At 71.1% G+C, this 18,052-nt stretch carries 17 protein-coding genes; 11 read left to right on the forward strand and 6 right to left on the reverse strand.

Annotation, left to right across the window (positions count from 1 at the left end; genetic code table 11):
* Nucleotides 1-10: 10 nt before the first annotated feature.
* Nucleotides 11-655 carry a MarR family winged helix-turn-helix transcriptional regulator gene (locus ASF41_RS10770; protein WP_407067273.1) on the reverse strand — a complete coding sequence of 215 codons (645 nt, stop codon included), beginning with the start codon at nt 653-655 and terminating at the stop codon, nt 11-13.
* 300 nt (nt 656-955) lie between these two features.
* Between ASF41_RS10770 and rfbF the strand changes: the two genes are divergently transcribed.
* Genes rfbF through ASF41_RS10795 form a run of 5 tightly spaced genes read left to right on the forward strand, consistent with a single transcriptional unit; the run spans nt 956 to nt 5,542 of the window.
* Nucleotides 956-1,723: a glucose-1-phosphate cytidylyltransferase gene (gene rfbF, locus ASF41_RS10775; RefSeq protein ID WP_056218330.1), complete on the forward strand. Its 768-nt coding sequence runs from the start codon at nt 956-958 to the stop codon at nt 1,721-1,723.
* Between the two features lie 31 nt (nt 1,724-1,754).
* Nucleotides 1,755-2,861, forward strand: a complete 1,107-nt coding sequence (rfbG, locus tag ASF41_RS10780; RefSeq protein ID WP_244472674.1) for a CDP-glucose 4,6-dehydratase — start codon at nt 1,755-1,757, stop codon at nt 2,859-2,861.
* Entirely contained in the window at nt 2,858-4,105 is a 1,248-nt protein-coding gene (locus ASF41_RS10785) for a class I SAM-dependent methyltransferase (RefSeq protein WP_056493112.1), read from the forward strand. Before rfbG ends, ASF41_RS10785 begins: the two co-directional genes overlap by 4 nt.
* Nucleotides 4,106-4,109: 4 nt before the next feature.
* Nucleotides 4,110-4,640, forward strand: a complete 531-nt coding sequence (locus tag ASF41_RS10790) for a dTDP-4-dehydrorhamnose 3,5-epimerase family protein (RefSeq protein ID WP_056218335.1) — start codon at nt 4,110-4,112, stop codon at nt 4,638-4,640.
* Nucleotides 4,637-5,542, forward strand: coding sequence for an NAD(P)-dependent oxidoreductase (locus ASF41_RS10795; RefSeq protein WP_056493115.1), 906 nt, complete (start codon nt 4,637-4,639; stop codon nt 5,540-5,542). The genes ASF41_RS10790 and ASF41_RS10795 overlap by 4 nt, the downstream gene beginning before the upstream one ends.
* 12 nt (nt 5,543-5,554) lie before the next feature.
* On the opposite strand, the gene ASF41_RS10800 is transcribed toward ASF41_RS10795, so the two are convergent.
* Complete coding sequence (locus ASF41_RS10800; protein WP_244472675.1) at nt 5,555-5,941, reverse strand: response regulator; 387 nt, start codon at nt 5,939-5,941, stop codon at nt 5,555-5,557.
* Nucleotides 5,942-6,119: 178 nt separating this feature from the next.
* Nucleotides 6,120-7,385, reverse strand: coding sequence for an adenosylmethionine--8-amino-7-oxononanoate transaminase (locus ASF41_RS10805; RefSeq protein WP_056493117.1), 1,266 nt, complete (start codon nt 7,383-7,385; stop codon nt 6,120-6,122).
* A 229-nt stretch (nt 7,386-7,614) separates the two neighbouring features.
* Here ASF41_RS10805 and ASF41_RS10810 point away from each other — a divergent pair, with 229 nt between their 5' ends.
* From ASF41_RS10810 to ASF41_RS10820, 3 genes are all read left to right on the forward strand, one after another.
* Nucleotides 7,615-9,795 carry a TonB-dependent siderophore receptor gene (locus ASF41_RS10810; protein WP_056493120.1) on the forward strand — a complete coding sequence of 727 codons (2,181 nt, stop codon included), beginning with the start codon at nt 7,615-7,617 and terminating at the stop codon, nt 9,793-9,795.
* Complete coding sequence (locus tag ASF41_RS10815) at nt 9,792-11,042, forward strand: PepSY domain-containing protein (protein ID WP_244479620.1); 1,251 nt, start codon at nt 9,792-9,794, stop codon at nt 11,040-11,042. Before ASF41_RS10810 ends, ASF41_RS10815 begins: the two co-directional genes overlap by 4 nt.
* 72 nt (nt 11,043-11,114) lie before the next feature.
* Entirely contained in the window at nt 11,115-12,128 is a 1,014-nt protein-coding gene (locus tag ASF41_RS10820; RefSeq protein WP_056493128.1) for a bifunctional riboflavin kinase/FAD synthetase, read from the forward strand.
* An 8-nt stretch (nt 12,129-12,136) separates the two neighbouring features.
* Here ASF41_RS10820 and ASF41_RS10825 read toward each other — a convergent pair whose 3' ends face one another.
* A complete protein-coding gene (locus ASF41_RS10825) occupies nt 12,137-12,691 on the reverse strand; it encodes a YcgN family cysteine cluster protein (protein ID WP_082504274.1) in 555 nt (184 codons plus the stop codon).
* Nucleotides 12,692-12,993: 302 nt separating this feature from the next.
* On the opposite strand from ASF41_RS10825, the gene ASF41_RS10830 reads away from it, so the two are divergent.
* Genes ASF41_RS10830 through ASF41_RS10840 form a run of 3 tightly spaced genes read left to right on the forward strand, consistent with a single transcriptional unit; the run spans nt 12,994 to nt 16,571 of the window.
* Nucleotides 12,994-15,237: a transglycosylase domain-containing protein gene (locus ASF41_RS10830; RefSeq protein ID WP_056493131.1), complete on the forward strand. Its 2,244-nt coding sequence runs from the start codon at nt 12,994-12,996 to the stop codon at nt 15,235-15,237.
* A 9-nt stretch (nt 15,238-15,246) separates the two neighbouring features.
* On the forward strand, nt 15,247-15,978 hold the full coding sequence (locus tag ASF41_RS10835; RefSeq protein ID WP_082501426.1) for a DUF1214 domain-containing protein: 732 nt from the start codon (nt 15,247-15,249) through the stop codon (nt 15,976-15,978).
* Nucleotides 15,975-16,571: a hypothetical protein gene (locus tag ASF41_RS10840; RefSeq protein ID WP_056218356.1), complete on the forward strand. Its 597-nt coding sequence runs from the start codon at nt 15,975-15,977 to the stop codon at nt 16,569-16,571. The genes ASF41_RS10835 and ASF41_RS10840 overlap by 4 nt, the downstream gene beginning before the upstream one ends.
* Before the next feature lie 8 nt (nt 16,572-16,579).
* Here the strand turns inward: ASF41_RS10840 and ASF41_RS10845 are convergent, their stop codons facing one another.
* Both ASF41_RS10845 and ASF41_RS10850 read right to left on the reverse strand, forming a co-directional pair.
* Nucleotides 16,580-17,410 carry a hypothetical protein gene (locus ASF41_RS10845; protein ID WP_244479621.1) on the reverse strand — a complete coding sequence of 277 codons (831 nt, stop codon included), beginning with the start codon at nt 17,408-17,410 and terminating at the stop codon, nt 16,580-16,582.
* A gap of 22 nt (nt 17,411-17,432) precedes the next feature.
* Nucleotides 17,433-17,645 carry a hypothetical protein gene (locus ASF41_RS10850; RefSeq protein ID WP_056218358.1) on the reverse strand — a complete coding sequence of 71 codons (213 nt, stop codon included), beginning with the start codon at nt 17,643-17,645 and terminating at the stop codon, nt 17,433-17,435.
* Nucleotides 17,646-18,052: the final 407 nt, after the last annotated feature.

Genomic DNA, 18,052 nt, shown 5'->3' on the forward strand with positions numbered 1-18,052 from the left:
GCTGCCGGCGCTACAGCGCGCCCGGGACGGCCAGGCCGTCCGCCTCGTCCTCGTCCATCTCGGAATCGCCCTCGACCTCGTGGCCGGTGACGCCCGAGACCTCCGCGAGGTTGCGGGCGGCCTTGCGCAGGAGCTTGCGCAGGCGGCGCTTCTCCTTGCCGTCGAACCCGTCGAGGAGCTCGGCCTCGACCTCGTCCCACAGGCGCTCGATGGCGGCGGCCTTGGCGAGGCCCGTCTCGGTGAGGCGCACGCGGACGATGCGGCCGTCGCCGGCCTCGGCGCGGCGCTCGACGAAGCCGAGGGCCGCCAGCCGCGAAATGGTCTTGGAGGCGGTCGGCGGACGCACCCGCAGGGTCGCGGCGAGGTCGCCCATCGTCATGGTTCCGGCCGCGGCGAGCGCCTGGACGACCTGCTCCTGTCCGGCGAAGAGGTCGAGGCTGGTTAGCCGGTCGCCCACGCGGGAGCGGTGCAGGCGCGCGGCCTGGACCAGGGCCCAGCCCACGCTCTTCGCGCCCGGGGGCCGCAGGCGCTTGTCGGACTTGCTCATGCTCCGCTCGCCATCCCTGTCACCGCTCGCCCCGGGGAGCGACGCCATCACCGCGCGGGTCAGGTCCCCGTGGGGTTCGACCCTCCCGCGCTCGTCAGCCGCCCGCATCGCTCGCGCCCTTCAGCTCTCATACCCCGCGAACGATGGGCCCGCGCTGGTCAATCCGGGCACATCCACCGCCAACCGGGAACGTCCCTCCGTCCCGGGGCATGACCGGGCCGTATGAAGCTGCGATGACAGCGCCCCGCCCGGGAGCCCGAGCGAGCGGGAAAAGTCGGCTAAACGGCCCATCCGTCCCCGCGCCTGGACGAAGGGCGACCCCTCGATTAAGCGTTGCGCGACGGGGCGCACGCACCCGCAGCGCGGCCGTTCCCGCACCAGGACCTTCCGAAGACCGCTCAGGAATCCATGAAGGCAGTCATCCTCGCAGGCGGTCTCGGCACGCGCCTCTCGGAGGAGACGGTGATCCGCCCCAAGCCCATGCTGGAGATCGGCGGCCGGCCGATCCTCTGGCACATCATGCAGATCTTCGCCGCCCACGGGGTGCGCGAATTCGTGATCTGCCTCGGCTACAAGGGCTACGTCATCAAGGAGTTCTTCCTGAACTACCGGCTGCACCTGTCCGACGTGACCGTGGACATCGGGCGCGGCCACGTGGACTTCCACCGCAGCACCGCCGAGGACTGGCGCGTCTCGCTGATCGAGACCGGCGAGACCACGATGACGGGCGGGCGCCTGAAGCGGGTGCGGGACTATCTGGGCGACGACGACTTCTTCATGACCTACGGCGACGGCGTCGCCGACGTGGACCTGACGGCCCTGGCGGCCTTCCACCGGGCCCACGGCAAGCTCGCCACCCTCACGGCGGTGACGCCGCCGGGCCGCTTCGGGGCGCTGGAGCTGGAGGACGGCACGGTGCGGCGCTTCCGGGAGAAGCCCGCCGGGGACGGAGCGACGATCAACGGCGGCTTCTTCGTGCTCTCGCCGCGGGTGCTCGACCGGATCGCGGGCGACGCCACCGTCTGGGAGGCGGAGCCCCTGGAGGGCCTCGCCGCCGACGGGCAGCTCGCGGCCTACGTCCATGCGGGCTTCTGGCAGGCCATGGACACCCTGCGCGACAAGAACCACCTCGAAGCCCTGTGGGCGGGGGACGCGCCGCCCTGGAAGTGCTGGTAGTCTGGCGCCCCACCGGAGATCGTTTCAGAGCGTGCAGCCCTCGCCCTTCCCCCTGCCGCGCACGCGCGACCCGAATCCCGATCCCGCCTTCTGGGCCGGGCGACGGGTGCTCGTTACGGGCCATACCGGCTTCAAGGGCGGCTGGCTCTGCCTGTGGCTGGAACGCCTGGGCGCCCGGGTGAGCGGGCTGGCGCTGGCCCCCGAGACCACCCCGAGCCTGTTCGCCACGGCCGGCATCGGCCGCGGCCTCGACTCGCACCTCGCCGACATCCGCGACGCGGCGGCAGTCCGGGCGTGCCTGGCCGCCACCGCCCCCGAGATCGTCATCCACATGGCCGCCCAGGCCCTGGTGCGCGCCGCCTACCGCGATCCGCTGGCCACCTACGCCACCAACGTGATGGGCACCGCCCACGTGCTGGAGGCGGTGCGGGCGACGCCCTCCGTCCGGGCCGTGGTGGTGGTGACGAGCGACAAGGCCTACGCGAACCGTGAATGGGCCTGGGGCTACCGCGAGACGGAGGCGCTGGGCGGCCACGACCCCTACAGCAGCTCCAAGGGCTGCACCGAGCTGGTGGCGGCGGCCTACCGGGCCTCGTTCCTCAGGGAACGGGATTGCCGGGTCGCCACCGCCCGGGCGGGCAACGTCATCGGCGGTGGCGACTGGTCGGAGGACCGCCTCGTGCCCGATATCGTCCGCGCCTTCGCGCGGGGCGAGTCGGTGGAGATCCGCGCGCCCCACGCGACGCGGCCCTGGCAGCACGTGCTCGAGCCCCTGAGCGGCTATCTCCGCCTCGCCGAATGCCTGTCGGGGGCGGACGGGCCGCGCTACGCCGAGGCCTGGAACTTCGGCCCGGCCGACGAGGATTGCCGGCCGGTGGCCCATCTCGTCGACGAACTCGCCCAGGCCTGGGGCTCCGAGGCCCTGTGGCACCTCTCGGCGGCGATCCATCCGCACGAGGCGACCTTCCTCAAGGTCGATTCGGCCAAGGCCCGCGCCCATCTCGGCTGGGACCGGCGCCTGCGCCTCGACGCGGCGCTCGCCTGGACCGCGGCCTGGCACCGGGCGCAGGCCGGCGGGGCGTGCGCCCGCGACCTGACCCTGGCGCAGATCGGCGCCTACGAGGCGCTCGCCGCATGACGACTCCGACAACGACTCCGACCCGAAGCTGCCGCGCCTGCGGGGCGCCCCTGCACCGGAGCGTGGCCGATCTCGGCCTGTCGCCCCTGGCCAACGCCTACGTGCCGGTCGAGCGCGCCGGTCGGGGGGAGATGGTCCATCCCCTCCACGCCTTCGTCTGCGAGGCCTGCTGGCTGGTGCAGCTCGAGGCCTTCGAGACGCCGGAGGCGATCTTCTCGGACTACGCCTATTTCTCCGGCTTCTCCGCCGGCTGGCTCGCCCATGCGGAGGCCTACGTCGCGGCCATGCAGGCCCGCTTCGGTCTCGGGCCGGACAGCCGGGTCGTGGAGGTGGCGAGCAACGACGGCTACCTGCTGCGCGCCGTCGTGGCCCGCGGCATCCCGGCCCTCGGGATCGAACCGGCCGCCAACGTGGCCGCGGTGGCGCGCGAGCGCGGCATCCCCACCGAGGTGGCGTTCTTCGGGGCGGAGACCGCCCGGCGCCTGCGGGCGGAGGGCCACGCCGCCGACCTGATGGCGGCCAACAACGTGCTGGCCCACGTGCCCGACATCCACGACTTCGTGGAGGGCTTCCGAATTCTCCTGAAGCCCGAGGGCGTCGCCACCTTCGAGTTCCCGCACCTCCTGCGGATGATCGCGGAGCGCCAGTTCGACACCATCTACCACGAACACTTCTCCTACCTCTCCCTCGGGGTCGTCTCGGGGATCCTGGAGGCGCACGGCCTGCGGGTCTTCGACGTGGAGGCATGGCCGACCCATGGCGGCTCCCTCCGGGTCTTCGCCTGCCACGCGGCGGCCGCGCACCGGCAGGGTCCCGCCGTGGACCGGGTGCGCACGGAGGAGCGCGCCGGCGGCCTGTTCGACGCGAGCGGCTACGCCGCCTTCGCGGAGGACGTGGTGCGCATCAAGTGCGCCACCCTCGCCTTCCTGGCGGACCTGCGGCTGACGGGAAAAACCGTCTGCGCCTACGGGGCGGCGGCCAAGGGCAACACCTTCCTCAATTACTGCGGCATCGGCCCCGAGCTGGTGCGGGTCGTGGCGGACCGCTCGCCGCACAAGCAGGGCACCCTCCTGCCAGGCAGCCGCATCCCGGTGGTCTCCCCGGAGGCCCTGCTGGCACAGCGGCCGGACTACGTCCTGATCCTGCCCTGGAACCTGAAGGACGAGATCGCCGGCGAGATGGCCGCCATCCGGGACTGGGGCGGGCGCTTCGTCACGGCGATCCCACGGCTCTCGGTGTTCTGAGCCCATGCGCTTCGAGGCCCTGCCGCTCGCCGGCGCGTACCGGGTCGTCCCGGACCCCCAGGCCGATGCGCGCGGCTTCTTCGCCCGCACCGCCTGCGCGGAGGACTTCGCCGCGCGGGGCCTCATCGGCGCCTTCGCGCAGTCCAGCATCTCCTACAATGCCCGGCGCGGCACCGTGCGGGGCCTGCACTTCGCCGCCGAGCCCCACGCGGAAACCAAGCTCGTGCGCTGCACGGCCGGCGCGATCCACGACGTCCTCGTCGACCTGCGGCCGGATTCGGCCACCTACCTCCAGGCCTACGGGACCGAACTCAGCGCCGGGAACCGCCACGCCCTCTACATTCCCGTGGGCTTCGGCCACGGCTTCCAGGCGCTCAGCGACGACGCGGAAGTGCTCTACATGATCGACCGCCCCTACGTGGCCGGCAGCGCCCGGGGCCTGCGCTGGAACGATCCGAGCCTCGACGTCGCCTGGCCGGAGCCCGTCACGGTGATCGCCGCGCGCGATCTCGCCTACCCCGACTGGGTGCGGTGAGGGAGCGCGTCCTCGTCACGGGGGCGGCCGGCTTCGTCGGCCGCCACGCCGTGCCGGCCCTGCGGGCGCGCGGATTCGAGGTTCACGGCGTCGGTCGCAGCCCCTCGGCGGAGGCGACCTGGCACGCGGCCGACCTGCTCGTGCCCGCGGAACGGCACGCGCTGATCGCGAAGATCCGGCCGAGCCATTGCCTCCACCTCGCCTGGGATGCGGAGCCCGGCCGCTACTGGACCTCGGCGCGCAACCTCGACTGGGTCGCGGCCACCCTGGATCTCGCCCAGGCCTTCGCGGCGGCGGGGGGCCGCCGGTTCGTCGGGGCCGGCACCTGCGCCGAGTACGAATGGGGCGCGGCCCGCTTCGAGGAGGCGACGACGCCCTGCCGGCCCGCGACGCTCTACGGCGCCGCCAAGGACGGCACGCGGCGCATCCTGGAGGCCTATGCCGCCACGCAGACGCTCAGCGTCGCCTGGGGGCGGCTGTTCTATCTCTACGGCCCCGGCGAGCGCCGCGGGCGGCTCGTGTCGGACGCGATCCGGGCCCTAACGGCCGGCACGGCGTTCCCGACCTCGCACGGGCACCAGCGCCGCGACTTCCTGCACGTCGCGGATGCCGCCGCGGCCCTGGCCGCCCTGGTGGCGGGGGACGTACCCGGGCCGGTGAACATCGGCTCCGGGGCGGCGATCCCGGTGCGCGCGCTCCTCGAAGGGCTCGCCGCCCGGATCGGGGGCGCCGAGCACCTGGATTTCGGGGCCCGTCCCTTGAGCCCGACGGAGCCGCAGGTCATCGAGGCCGGGACCCGCATCCTGACGGAGACCGTGGGGTTCCGGCCGCGCTTCGACGTAGCGCGGGGGCTCGACGACACCGTCGCGTGGTGGCGGGCCCGGGGGAAGGCTCCGGGCTGACCGCTCAGACCTTCAGCAGGGCAGCAGGCCCTTGAGCTGGGACAGGATGTCCTCGCCGGTGCAGGGCCGGGCGATGAACTTGGCGCCTTTCGGCATCCGTTCGGGATCGGGGGCCGCGCGCCCCGAGACGATGACGATGGGCAATTGCGGCCGGGCCTCGGACACCGCGGTGGCAAGCTCGAAGCCGTTGGTCTTGCCGGACAATTCGACGTCCGTGATCAGGCCGCTGATGTCGGGGCGGTCCTGGATGATGCCGAGCGCCCGTTCGGCCGAGGCGCATTGCACGGTCTCGTAGCCGCCATTCTCGAGAACGTCGCCGAGGTCCATGATCGTCAGGGCCTCGTCCTCCACCAGCAGGATCACCGGCCGGTCGTCGTTCGCCTTCGCCTCGTCCACCACGATGCACCCTCCAGCCTGTCTGGCCGCGGGCCCCGCCCGGGACCGGGATCCTCGCGTGAAGCCCGGGGGCCCGCACGGCGCGATCCGGGACACCGGAGATCCTGGACATGGGGCCAGCGCAACGTCATCCCAACGAGCGACGGGGGCGTGGGTTGCACCGGACGCAGGGTCCTCGCCGTCAGGGGGCGACCGCCGGCACCACCGTCCGCATGGCGTCGAGAAGCTCGGCCAGATCCTGCGGCGGGACGGTGAGGGCCGGCGTCAGGTAGACGATGTCGCCGAAGGGGCGGACCCAGGTGCCCCGCGCCAGGAAGCGGCGCTTCAAATCGGCCAGATCGGGGGGCCGGCGGAACTGCACCACCCCGATCGCCCCCAAGACCCGGATGTCGGCGACGTGCGGCAGCCCGCGAAGGGGTTCGAGCCCGTCCGTCAGGGCCCCCGCGAGCGCCGCGACCTGATCGAGGCGCGGTTCGCGGTCGAACAGGTCGAGGCTGGCATTGGCCGCCGCGCAGGCGAGCGGGTTGGCCATGAAGGTCGGCCCGTGCATGAGGGCGGCGGCGGGATCGTCGGCGAGGAAGCTCTCGAACACGGCCCCCGTGGCCACCGTGGCGGCCAGCGCCATCGTGCCCCCGGTGAGGGCCTTCGACAGGCACAGGATGTCCGGCACGATGCCGGCCTGCGTGCAGGCGAACAGGGTGCCGGTGCGCCCGAACCCGGTGAAGATCTCGTCGGCGATGAGCGGCAGCCCGTGGCGCCGCGCGAGCCGCGCGACGGTCGCCAGCACCTCGGGGGGGTGCATGCGCATGCCGCCGGCCCCCTGGACCAGGGGCTCGACGATCACCGCCGCCAGGGTCTCGCGCGCGGCCGCCAGGGTCGCGTCGAGGGCGGCGACCTGCGCCGCCGTCCGGGGCAGGTCGCAGAAGACCTGGGTCGGCAGGTAGGCGCCGAAGCGCCGGTGCATGCCCTCGTCGGGGTCGCAGACCGACATCGCCCCGAGGGTGTCGCCGTGATAGCCCTCGCGGAAGGCCAGGATGCGTGTGCGCCCGACCACCCCCCGGTTGATCCACATCTGCACCGCCATCTTCAGGGCGACCTCCACGGCCACCGAGCCGGAATCGGTGAAGAAGACGTGGTCGAGGTCGCCGGGCAGCAGGGCCGCGAGGCGCGCCGCCAGCCGCTCCGCCGGGGCGTGGGTGAGCCCCCCGAACATCACGTGCGGCATCGTCTCGAGCTGCGCGGCCACGGCCGCCCGGATGTGGGGATGGTTGTAGCCATGGGCCGCCGTCCACCAGGAGGCGATGCCGTCGATCAGCTCGCGCCCGTCGGCGAGGACGATGCGCGACCCGTGCGTGCGCACGGCTTCCAGCGGCGGGGCCGCCCCCCGCATCTGCGTGTAGGGGCGCCAGAGATGATGCCGTCCGGGGGATTCGCGCGGGCTCGTCATGATCGGACAGGGATGTGAGCGCGGGACCGCCGGGTCAAGCAGGCCCTTCGCTGCCGATCGCCCCCGCGACGAGACTGAACACATGAACCTTCTTCTTATGATCGACCACGTATATACTTTCTAAGCTATGCATATGCATTCCTTTTAGAGGTTCTAATCTTTAAACGACATCTTGCAAATGATGTTGCAGCGCACTACGGCGAAGCTTCTGCTTCGTCCGAGATCCGATATGCCGCGCGCCGCCCGAACCTCCCGCCATCCGTCCCGGCACCGCCGGTTGGCCGGGGGCGCCCTCTGGCTGCTGTCCGCCGGTGCGAGTTCGGCGCAGGAGGCGCCATCCACCGCCACCCTCGAGGAACTCAGCGTCGCCGGCCTCGGCAACGGACTCGCGACCGTCGGCTACCAGCCCAAACGCTCGACCTTCGGGGCGGGGTCCGACACCGCCCTCCTCGACACGCCGGCCAACATCGCCGTGGTCTCCGCCGCGGTGCTGCGCGACCAGCGCGTGATCTCCCTCGACGAGGCCCTGCGCAACGTCAGCGGCATCGCCCAGACCAACAGCGTCGGCGGCACGCAGGAGGCCGTGGTCCGGCGCGGCTTCGGCACCTTCCGCGACGACTCGATCCTGCGGGATGGCCGGCGCACCGTGCTGCAGCAGAACTTCAGCTACGCCATCGAGCGGGTGGAGGTGCTCAAGGGCCCGGCCTCGCTCCTCTACGGCATCACCGACCCGGGCGGGCTGATCAACCTCGTCTCGAAGCGGCCGGACTTCACGCAGCACGGCTCCCTCAACCTCACGGGGACGAGCTTCGACGGCGGCTTGGTCCAGGGCGACCTCACCGGCCCCATCGCGGGCACCAACCTCGCCTACCGGATGGTGGCCGACATCCAGAGCTACGCCTACTGGCGCAACTTCGGCCATCTCAGCCGCCAGGTCGTGGCCCCCTCCCTCACCTGGAAGGGCGACGACACCACCGTGACGGTGGGGTATGAATTCGGGCACTACCGCGTGCCCTACGACCGCGGCACGATCTTCGATCCCACCACCGGGCGGCCCCTGCGGGTGCCGCGCGACCGGCGCTTCGACGAGCGCTCGAGCCAGCACGAGGCCACCAGCCATCTCGCCACCCTCGATGTCGACCACCGCTTCGACAACGCCTGGACGTTGCATTTCGGCTACACCTACTCCCATCTCGGCTACGACGAGGACCAGATCCGGCCGGTCACCTATCTTCCGGCCAGAGGCCTCCTCACCCGCCGGGCCGACGGCACCCGCAACGCGGACTTCAATGCGCATGTCGCCCGCCTCGACCTGACCGGCAGCTTCGACACCGCCGGTCTGCGCCACGACCTCCTGGCCGGCGTCACTTACGAGAACATCGATTACGGCCGGCCCGACATCATCCGGGGTCCGAACCGGGCGGGGTTCGACCCGTTCCGGCCGGTCTACGGCACCCTCGCGGCGGTGCCGGTGATCTCGCCCGCCGACAGCAACCTGCGCGAACGCTTAGTGAATACCAGCGTGTATTTGCAGGACTCCCTGCACCTCAGCGACCAGTGGATTCTGGTCGCCGGGGTCAGCACGCAGATCTTCGACCAGTTCGGCGCCAAGGGGACGCCGGCGGTGGCCTACACCGACATCGACGGGGTGCGCGTCCTGCCGCGGGTCGGCCTCGTCTACAAGCTCGCCCCCACCCTCTCGCTCTACGGGAGCTATTCGCAGTCCTTCAAACCCAACACCTCGCTGGCCAACATCGTCGGCGCCCTGCCGCCCGAGGAGGGAGACTCCATCGAAGTCGGGGTGAAGGCGGACCTCGCCGCCGGGCTGACCGTGACGGGGGCGATGTTCGACATCGACAAGGCGAACGTGCTGGTGACGCAGGTCAACGGCCAGGGCCTCACCGTGGCGACCACCGCCGGCAAGGTGCGCTCGCGCGGGTTCGAGCTCGACGTCGCCGGCCAGATCCTGCCCGACTGGGCGGTGATCGCCAGCTACGGTTTCACCCAGGCGGAGGTGACCCAGGACCCGGTGCTGGTGGGCAAGCAGCTCCTCAACACCCCGCGGGTCACTGCCTCGGCCTTCCTCACGCATCAGTTCGGTGCCATCGCCGAGGCCAAGGAGTTCGGCGCGACGCGGCTGGGCGCCGGCTTCCTGGAAGCCGGTTTCGGGGCGCGCTACGTCGGCGCCCGGCCGGGGGACGCCGCCAACAGCTTCGCCCTGCCCGACTACGTCGTCTGCGACGCGTTCCTCGCCTACAGCACCGAGGTGAACGGCTTGGCGACCACGCTCCAGCTCAACCTCAAGAACCTGTTCGACCGCACCTATTATCCCTCGTCGGGGGGCAGCAACCTGCTGGTGGCGGTGGGCGAGCCCTTCCAGGCCCTCGTCACCGCGCGGGTGGCGTGGTGAGGCACCTGCGCGCCGTCCTGTTCCAGCTGCACTGGCTGCTGGGGCTGGGGGCCGGGCTGATCCTGACCGTGGCGGGCTTCACCGGTGCGCTCCTCAGCTACGAGGACGCCATCGGCGAGGCCTTCGACGCGGACCTGATCCGGGTCGCCCGCCGGGCGGAGGATCCGCTCGCCCCGGATGCCCTCCTGGCCCGCTTCCATGCCAAGCGGTCCGACACGGTGGCGAACCTGACGTTCTCGGCCGAGGCTGCCACCGCCGCGATGGTTCGGCTCGGGCGCGATCCCGCCACCGGCCTGCGGCCGCCCTCCCTCTATCTCGACCCCTATGACGGCACGGTGCGCGGCGCGGCGCGGACGGAGGAGGCCTTCGCGACCATCCGGCGCCTGCATCGCTGGCTGCTCCTGCCCGGCGACGGCAAGGGCTGGGGCCGGACCCTGACCGGCGCGAGCGTCCTCGCGCTCCTCGTCCTCCTCTGCACCGGTCTCTACCTGCGCTGGCCGAAGGTGATGTCCCTGCGGATCTGGCTGAAGCCCCATCTCCGGCAATGGGGCCGGCCGACCTACTGGTCGCTGCACGCGGTGGCCGGCACCTGGGTGCTGCCGGTCTACCTCGTCATCGCCCTGAGCGGGCTGTGGTGGTCCTTCGACGGCTATCGCGAGGTCGTCACCACCCTCCTCACCCGCGGCGAGACCATCACCCGGATGGCCGATGGCAAGCCGCCGGCTTCTGACGCCAAGGCGGGCGGGCCCAAAGCGGGTGGGCCCAAGGAGGGCGTGATCCGCGGTGAAGGCAGGCCCGGTCGGCGCGAAGACGGGCTGGGAGGCCCCGGAGCGCTGAGCCTCGACGCCGCCTGGACGGCCTTCCGCACCGTGGATGCGGGCCAGTTCACCCGGGCGACCCTGATCCTGCCAAGCGGGGGGACCGGACCCATCCGCATCCGCTCCGAGAACCGGAACGGCTGGCGCGACGACACCCGGATCGAGGCGGCCAGCGGGCGCATCCTCATGTGCGAGATTGGCGGCGAGCGTCCGCTCGGCGCCCGCATCGCCGGCAACATGCTCGACGTGCACAGCGGGCGCATCTTCGGATTCCTCGGGCCACCGATCTTCCTCGTCGCGGCCCTGATGATGCCCCTCTTCCTGGTGACGGGCGTGCTGCTCTACGTCGGGCGACGGGCGGCGAAGGCGCGGCGCGCGCAGGCGGGAGCGGGCCGTACCGCGACCTCCGCGCTCAGCCCGCGCGCTTGACCCCCAGACCGGTTTTCGACAGGTTCCGCCGCCACAGCACCCGTCCCCGACCGCTGCAACTCCTGAGATCCGATGTCGTCTGGCGACGAATCCGCTGTCCCGCCCGCCGCATCCGCGCACGAGCGACGCTTCACGATCTGTCGCGAGGACGAGCCGGTGCCGCCCGTGATTTCCGGAGCCATCGCGGCGATCGGCAATTTCGACGGGGTGCATCTCGGTCACCGGACCCTGATCGCCGCCGTGCGCGAGACCGCGCAGGCGGCCGGCCGCCCGGCGGTCGTCCTCACCTTCGAGCCGCATCCGCGCGCCTATTTCGCGCCACATCTCCCCATGTTCCGTCTCACCGACGCGGAAGCGAAGGAGATCGTCTTCGCCCATCTCGGCCTCGACGGACTCATCGTGCGCCGCTTCGACGCAACCCTGGCGGGAACCGGCGCGCGCGACTTCGTCGAGGGGCTGCTGGTGCGCGACCTCGGGGTGGCGGGCGTCGTCATCGGCCACGATTTCCATTTCGGCCGGGGCCGCGAGGGCACGCCGATGGTCCTCGCCGATCTCTGCACGCAGGCGGGCCTGAGCTGCCGGATCATCCCGCCTGTCGCCCTGAGCACGGGGGCGGAGCCGGTCTCGTCGAGCGCGATCCGGGCTGCCCTCACCGAGGGTGCGGTGACGCGGGCCAACGCGCTCCTCGGCTACCGTTGGTTCGTCTCCGGCGAGGTCCGCCACGGCGACAAGCGTGGACGTACCCTCGGCTATCCCACCGCCAACGTGGCGCTGCCCGCCTGCAACCTCGCCCACGGCATCTACGCGGTGCGAGCGCGCCTGCCCGACGGTCGGGTGAAAAACGGGGTCGCCAGCTACGGCCGGCGCCCGACCTTCGACGGCGGCGCCCCGCTCCTCGAGGTCAACCTGTTCGATTTCTCCGGCGACCTTTATGGCCAGACGATCGCGGTGGAGTTCCTGGACTATCTCCGCGGCGAGGTCCGCTTCGACGGAGCGGAGGCCCTGATCGCCCAGATGCATCGCGACGCGGCCGAGGCCCGCCGGATCATCGCCGAGAATGCCGTCCCCTCGATGCTCGACGCCTGAGGCCACGCTTATTCTGCGTCGTCCTCGGTCTCCGGCGTGCGATTGGGCCAGGTCACGATCCGATCGAGGAGTTCGTCGGCTGTGAACTCCTCCTCGTTGCCGGAGACGCGGCCGCGCACGGAGATGCCGGCCTCGTGCACGCTGGCCGCGCGGCCCGAGACCAGCGGATGCCAGGCGTAGAGATCGCGGCCCTCGCGGATCAGTCGATAGGCGCAGGTCGGTGGCAGCCACGGGATCGTGCGCACCGCCTCGGGCGTCAGGCGCACGCAATCGGGCACGCGCTTCTGGCGCCGCGCATAGTCGCGGCAGCGGCAGCCATGGCCGTCGAGGAGGGTGCAGCCGACATCGGTGTGATAGACTTCCGCCGTATCCTCGTCCTCGAGCTTGAGGAGGCAGCAGCGGCCGCATCCGTCGCACAGGCTCTCCCACTCGGCCGGCGACATCGCGTCCAGGCTCTTCGTCCGCCAGAACGGCTCCACGGTCGGAGCGGTCTGGGGATCGGAACGGATGGTTTCGGGGAAGGCCTGCGGCGTCGGGGAACGCGCGGCCGAGCGGTCCCGCATGGGGAACACCTTGGGCTGGGAGCGGCGAGGATCCGGATGATCTGCCCCTGTGCCGCAACGCGGCCCCGGGAGCAAGCGTTGCCGGCGCACGGCATGACGCCGCGCCGTGTTCGGAGGCGCCGCGCCACCGCGCCGCCCCATTCCGGCACCAAGGTTAAGAACAGGTTATGGCCTGCGGCGGCGGGACGCTTGCCCTTGTCGGGCGTTCCCATGAACGAAGCCTCGCGGCCGGGCGCGGGTGTTGGTAGGATCGCGCGGACCGGCGTCGTGCCGGAACGGGGTGCGGAAGGACTGGAACTCAGGTGCGCCTGCCCAAAGCGACCTCCCTCACGACACGGATCAAGCACGCCGCCCTCGCCTTCGACGCCTGGGTGAACGCGAGCCTGTACGACGGCGGTCGCACGGCGGGAGAGACCTACGAGCGCTTCCAAGAGCGCATGAACGTCTTCTCGGTACGAGGCTGGAAACGCTTCGCCCTCGACCTGACCAGCGAGGGGGTGACCCTCGGTACGGGTGGCGCGATCCTAATGCTTGCCCTGGCGCAGCCGGCCTTCAACCTGACCAGCGACAACTGGCTCAAGGCCCAGGACCTCGCCGTGACGTTCCTCGACCGCTACGGCACCGAGGTCGGACGGCGCGGCATCAAGCACGACGACTCGCTGAGGCTCGACGATTTTCCCGACATCATGATCAAGGCTCTGGTCTCCACCGAGGACCGGCGCTTCTACGAGCATTGGGGCATCGACCCCATCGGCACCGCCCGCGCGCTGGTGTCGAACTCGCGCGGCGGCGGCAACACCCAGGGCGGTTCGTCGATCACGCAGCAGCTCGCCAAGAACCTGTTCCTCACGAACGAGCGCTCCCTCGAGCGCAAGATCAACGAGGCCTTCCTGGCGCTCTGGCTGGAGAGCCACCTCTCCAAGAACGAGATTCTGAAGCTCTACCTCGACCGGGCCTACATGGGCGGCGGCACTTTCGGCGCCGTGGCGGCGGCGGATTATTATTTCGGCAAGCCGCTGAAGGACATCTCCCTGGCCGAGGCCGCGATGCTCGCCGGACTGTTCAAAGCGCCGACCAAGTACGCCCCCCACGTGAACCTGCCGGCGGCCCGTGCCCGCGCCGGCGACGTGTTGCACAACATGGTCGAGGCCGGCTTCCTCACCGAGGGCCAGATCCAGACCGCCCTGCGCAACCCCGCAACACCGGTGACCCGGACCCGCGACATCACGGCGGACTACTATCTCGACTGGGCCTTCGGCGAGATCAAGCAGATGGCCGATGCGGGCCGCTTCCGCAGCGACCGCGTCCTCACCGTGAAGACGCCCCTCGACCTGACCATCCAGCGCCGGGCCGACGAGGTGGTGCAGAATACCCTGCGCCGATTCGGCGACCAGTACGAGGTTGACGAGGCCGCCATGGTGATCCTCGATCCGGACGGGGCCCTTCGGGCGATGGTCGGTGGTGCCGATTATGGCGAGAGCCAGTTCAACCGCGCCACCGACGCCCTTCGCCAGCCCGGCTCGTCGTTCAAGCCCTATGTCTACGCCGCCGGCCTCGCCTCGGGCCTGTATCGGCCGGACACGCGCGTCGTCGATCGGCCCGTCTGCATCGGCAACTGGTGCCCGCAGAACTACGGGCGCTCGTTCTCGGGCGCCACGACGCTCACTGTCGCGGTGGCGAAATCCATCAACACCATCCCGATTCAAGTCTCGATCGCCCTGGGCAAGGCGATGGGCATCTCCCATGAAGCCAGGGCCGCCGCCGCCGGGCGCAAGAAGATCATCGAGACCGCCCACGCCATGGGCATCACCACGCAGCTGACCGATTCCGTCTCCCTGCCGATCGGCTCAGCGGAGGTGAACGTCATCGACCAGGCCGCCGGCTACGCGGTGTTCGCCAATGGCGGGCGCAGGGCCAAGCCCTACGCGGCCATGGAGGTCCGCAACTCGTCCGGTGATGTGATCTACCGCCATGCCGACGAGCCGATGCCGCAGGTGCTGTCGACCCAGGTGGTCGCCGACATGAACTACATGCTGACCAAGGTGGTCGAGGAAGGCACCGGCAAGCGCGCGGCCCTGGAAGGCATCAAGGTCGCGGGCAAATCCGGCACCACGAACGCTTACCGGGACGCTTGGTTCGTGGGCTATACGGGCAATTACGTCGGCGCTGTCTGGTTCGGCAACGACGATCACACCTCCACCAACAAAATGACGGGCGGCTCGCTGCCGGCCATGACTTGGCATGACGTGATGGAAGTCGCGCATCAGGGTATCGAGCTCAAACCCATGCCGGGCCTGAAGGATCCGGGCCGTGCAGTGGCGCAGTCGGGGCAGAGTGCGGCCCCCGTGAACGCGGCGGCGAGCGCGGCCGGCAAACTTTCCCGGCGTTCCTTCGAGGTCATCGGCAGCATGAACGGCCTGTTCCGCCAGGTGGAGAAGACCTCCCTGAAGGCATCCGAGAAAACCTCCGCCCTCGAGCCCCTGAACGCCCCCGGCCCGGTGGCGGACGGGGTTCGCGCCGTTGGCGGCCGCGTCGGCACACCGTAGCCGGCGATCATGCGCATGACATTCGCCGAGACGGTGGCGCGGTTGCGTCCGGACCAGAGCCGAACGCGTTCTTCCGAGCTTCGGAGCCGGGAAGCAGGCCCGGTCTCCGGGACCGGCGGACGCCTGACGCGCGCGCTGCGACGCGGCGTCCGCAAGGCTTCGACCGTGACAATGATGCTTTACGCCCTGGCGCTGGGGGCGGGCCTTGGCCTCGCGACCGCCGATTATGCCACGCGAGGTGGCTATCCCTTCGGCGGCGTGCGGGTGGGGGCCTGGACCGCCTGGCCGAAAGTCGGTTCCGTCGGTGCGGATCCCTACGCCCGCGCGGTCAACGCGCGGCGCGGTGAGATCCCCCTGGCGATCGGTGAAGGCATGCTGCTCACGGCCGAACAGGACGAATCCGGACGGGCACTCGATGCCGCCTGCACCTACCGCGTGGCGGGCGTGACGCCGCCGGCCCGCGCCTGGACCGTGACGGTGGCCGGGCGTGGGCCACGCGACTCGGACACCGCCCCGATGCGCGAAGGCTTCACCGCCACCGAGATCCTGCGCGAGACCGACGGGCAGTTCGTCATCACCCTGTCGCCGGAGGTCCAACCGGGGAACTGGCTGCCGATGCCGCGCCCCAGGGGGCCGGTACGGCTCGCCTTGCGCCTGTACGACACGCCCGTGGCGGCCAGCGCGGGCAGCCTCGACCGCTCGGCGGTGCCGGCCATCACCCGGACCGGGTGCGCCGCATGACCCCGCGGGGCCGCTTCCTCGTCGCCACCCTGTCGGGACTGGTGCTCGCCGGCCTCGTGCACGGGGCCACCGTCCTGCTCATCCCGCGCCTGGCGGAGTCCGATGCGCTGTCGCGGGCGCGTTCCGGGGAGAACCTCGACCATCCGCTGGCGATCAACACCGTGGCGGCCGGCGACGCCACCCCGCCCGTGGAGGCGTGGCTTCCGATTCCGGACCCGGCGGTGGCGGTCGGGCTCTGCGCCTATGATCTCTCCGAGGGACCGATGCGGGTTTCGGCCCGTACGGGCTCGCTGATGCTGTCCCTGGCGGTACACGGACAGCGGGGGGCTTTCTACGCGGTGACCGACCAGGCGGCGGTGCGCGGCGCCCTCGACCTCGTGGTGCTCACCCGGTCCCAATACGACGAGGCGCTCGCCAATGCCGACGAGGACGAGGTCAGCCACGATGTCCGCATCGTCGCCGGCGACACCCGGGGCTTCGTGGTGGTGCGGGTGATCGCGGCCCTGCCAAGCCAGCGCACGGCAGCCGACGCGGCGGTACAGGCGGTCTCCTGCACCGTCGACAGCCCCGGTGACGAGAAGACCGGCGGCTGAGGCACTCCTCAATTCTTGGCGACGATCGGCCTCGGCGCTGCGACCGCGACCACGCCCTCCGCCTCCGGCAGGAGCCCGCATCGGGCCTCGGCTTCCGGCGGCACCAACGGATCGAGCAGGGGACGCCGCCCGTCGAGGGCGGCCAGGGTCCCTTCCACCGACACGCCTTCCGGCCCTGGCGCCTCGATCAGCAGATGCTCGAGAGCATAGCGGTAGCGGCGGGAGCGGCGACCGGTCTCGAAGCGGACCCAGGCGATGAGGCACCGGTTCTCGGCCACCCGCATGGCGGCTTGGCGCACATCGCCGTCGTCCAGACTCTTGGCGAAGGGCAAGCTGCGCAGGCGCAGGGCGTCGCCCTCCTTCACCCGCACCGCCAGGGCGGCGAATTGGGGGATCAGCCGGGCATCGGTGCCGATATCCTCCGACAGGCGCCGGTAGCGCGAGACCGGCGAGCGAAAGCTCTGTGCCATCAGCGTGTCGTGATAGGCCGCCGGATCGTCGGTCCGCCAGGAGGCGGGGAGCACCCGGGCGCGCGTGAGATTGGCGAGAATGTCCGTGAACGCGTCGTGCCCGGCCGCTGGCATGAGGAAGCGCCAGGCGCGGTCGCGCAGGACGCGTTCCTCGTCGGTGAAGGGAAAGGCGGAGGCCGGCTCCTCGCGCTCCCGCGCCGCCAGGGTCCCGGTGGTCTCGATCAGGCTGTTCCAGGCGCCGGTTTTGGGCCGCCCGAAATCCCCCTCCTGCGCGCAGCCGGCGAGGAGCGCCGGGATCGCGAGGGGTATCAGGCGCAGCGCATGCAGCCGGAGGGCCTGCCGACGTCCGGTTCGGAATAAGGGCACCATGCGGGGGCGCGTCGGCCGGGTGTCAGGAACGGCGGCGCAGGCGCGGCGCGGGAGCTTCCGGCTCGGGCATGCGCTCGTAGCGAATTCCGGTGAAGAGCAGAATGGCGCCCCGCGGCGCATCCGCGTCCGCTCTCCGGAAGCGGCGCGCCGTAGCCGGGAACGTCACGACCGTGGCCGTCGGACGCTCGGGGCGGCGATCGGCGCCGCCGGTGTCGGGCAACCTGTGGGTGTTCATCGGCTGGTTTCCGATTCCGTTCGATCTCTGAGGCGAGCCGTCGCCGGGCCTGCTCCCGCCGCATCCGGGCCGTTCCGGTGTCGGGGTGATGCCGTCAGAGATCAGCATGGGGTGGTTAACGGAACCTTGCGATGGCCGGAACGGCTCTCTCTTCCGTGCCTCGGTCGCAGCGGGCCAGTCCGGCGTGGCTTCCCTGCCACGCCCTCGGCCCATGGCATGGCCCGCTATTTGCGACGGCGTGGGCTGCCCATGGCGGGCATTTCCTCCCTTGTACTCGGCCCCGCTCGCCCGGCGAGCGGGGCTTTTTTTCTAGGCTGGCAAATCTAACTGTTGGGCTTGGCGTTCGAGGGCGGTGAGGTAGGCATCGGGATCGCGTCGGAAGCGGGTTCGTGCGACGCGCGCTTGGC

Source organism: Methylobacterium sp. Leaf111 (assembly GCF_001423285.1).
In the GTDB taxonomy this organism is placed as follows: Bacteria; Pseudomonadota; Alphaproteobacteria; order Rhizobiales; family Beijerinckiaceae; genus Methylobacterium.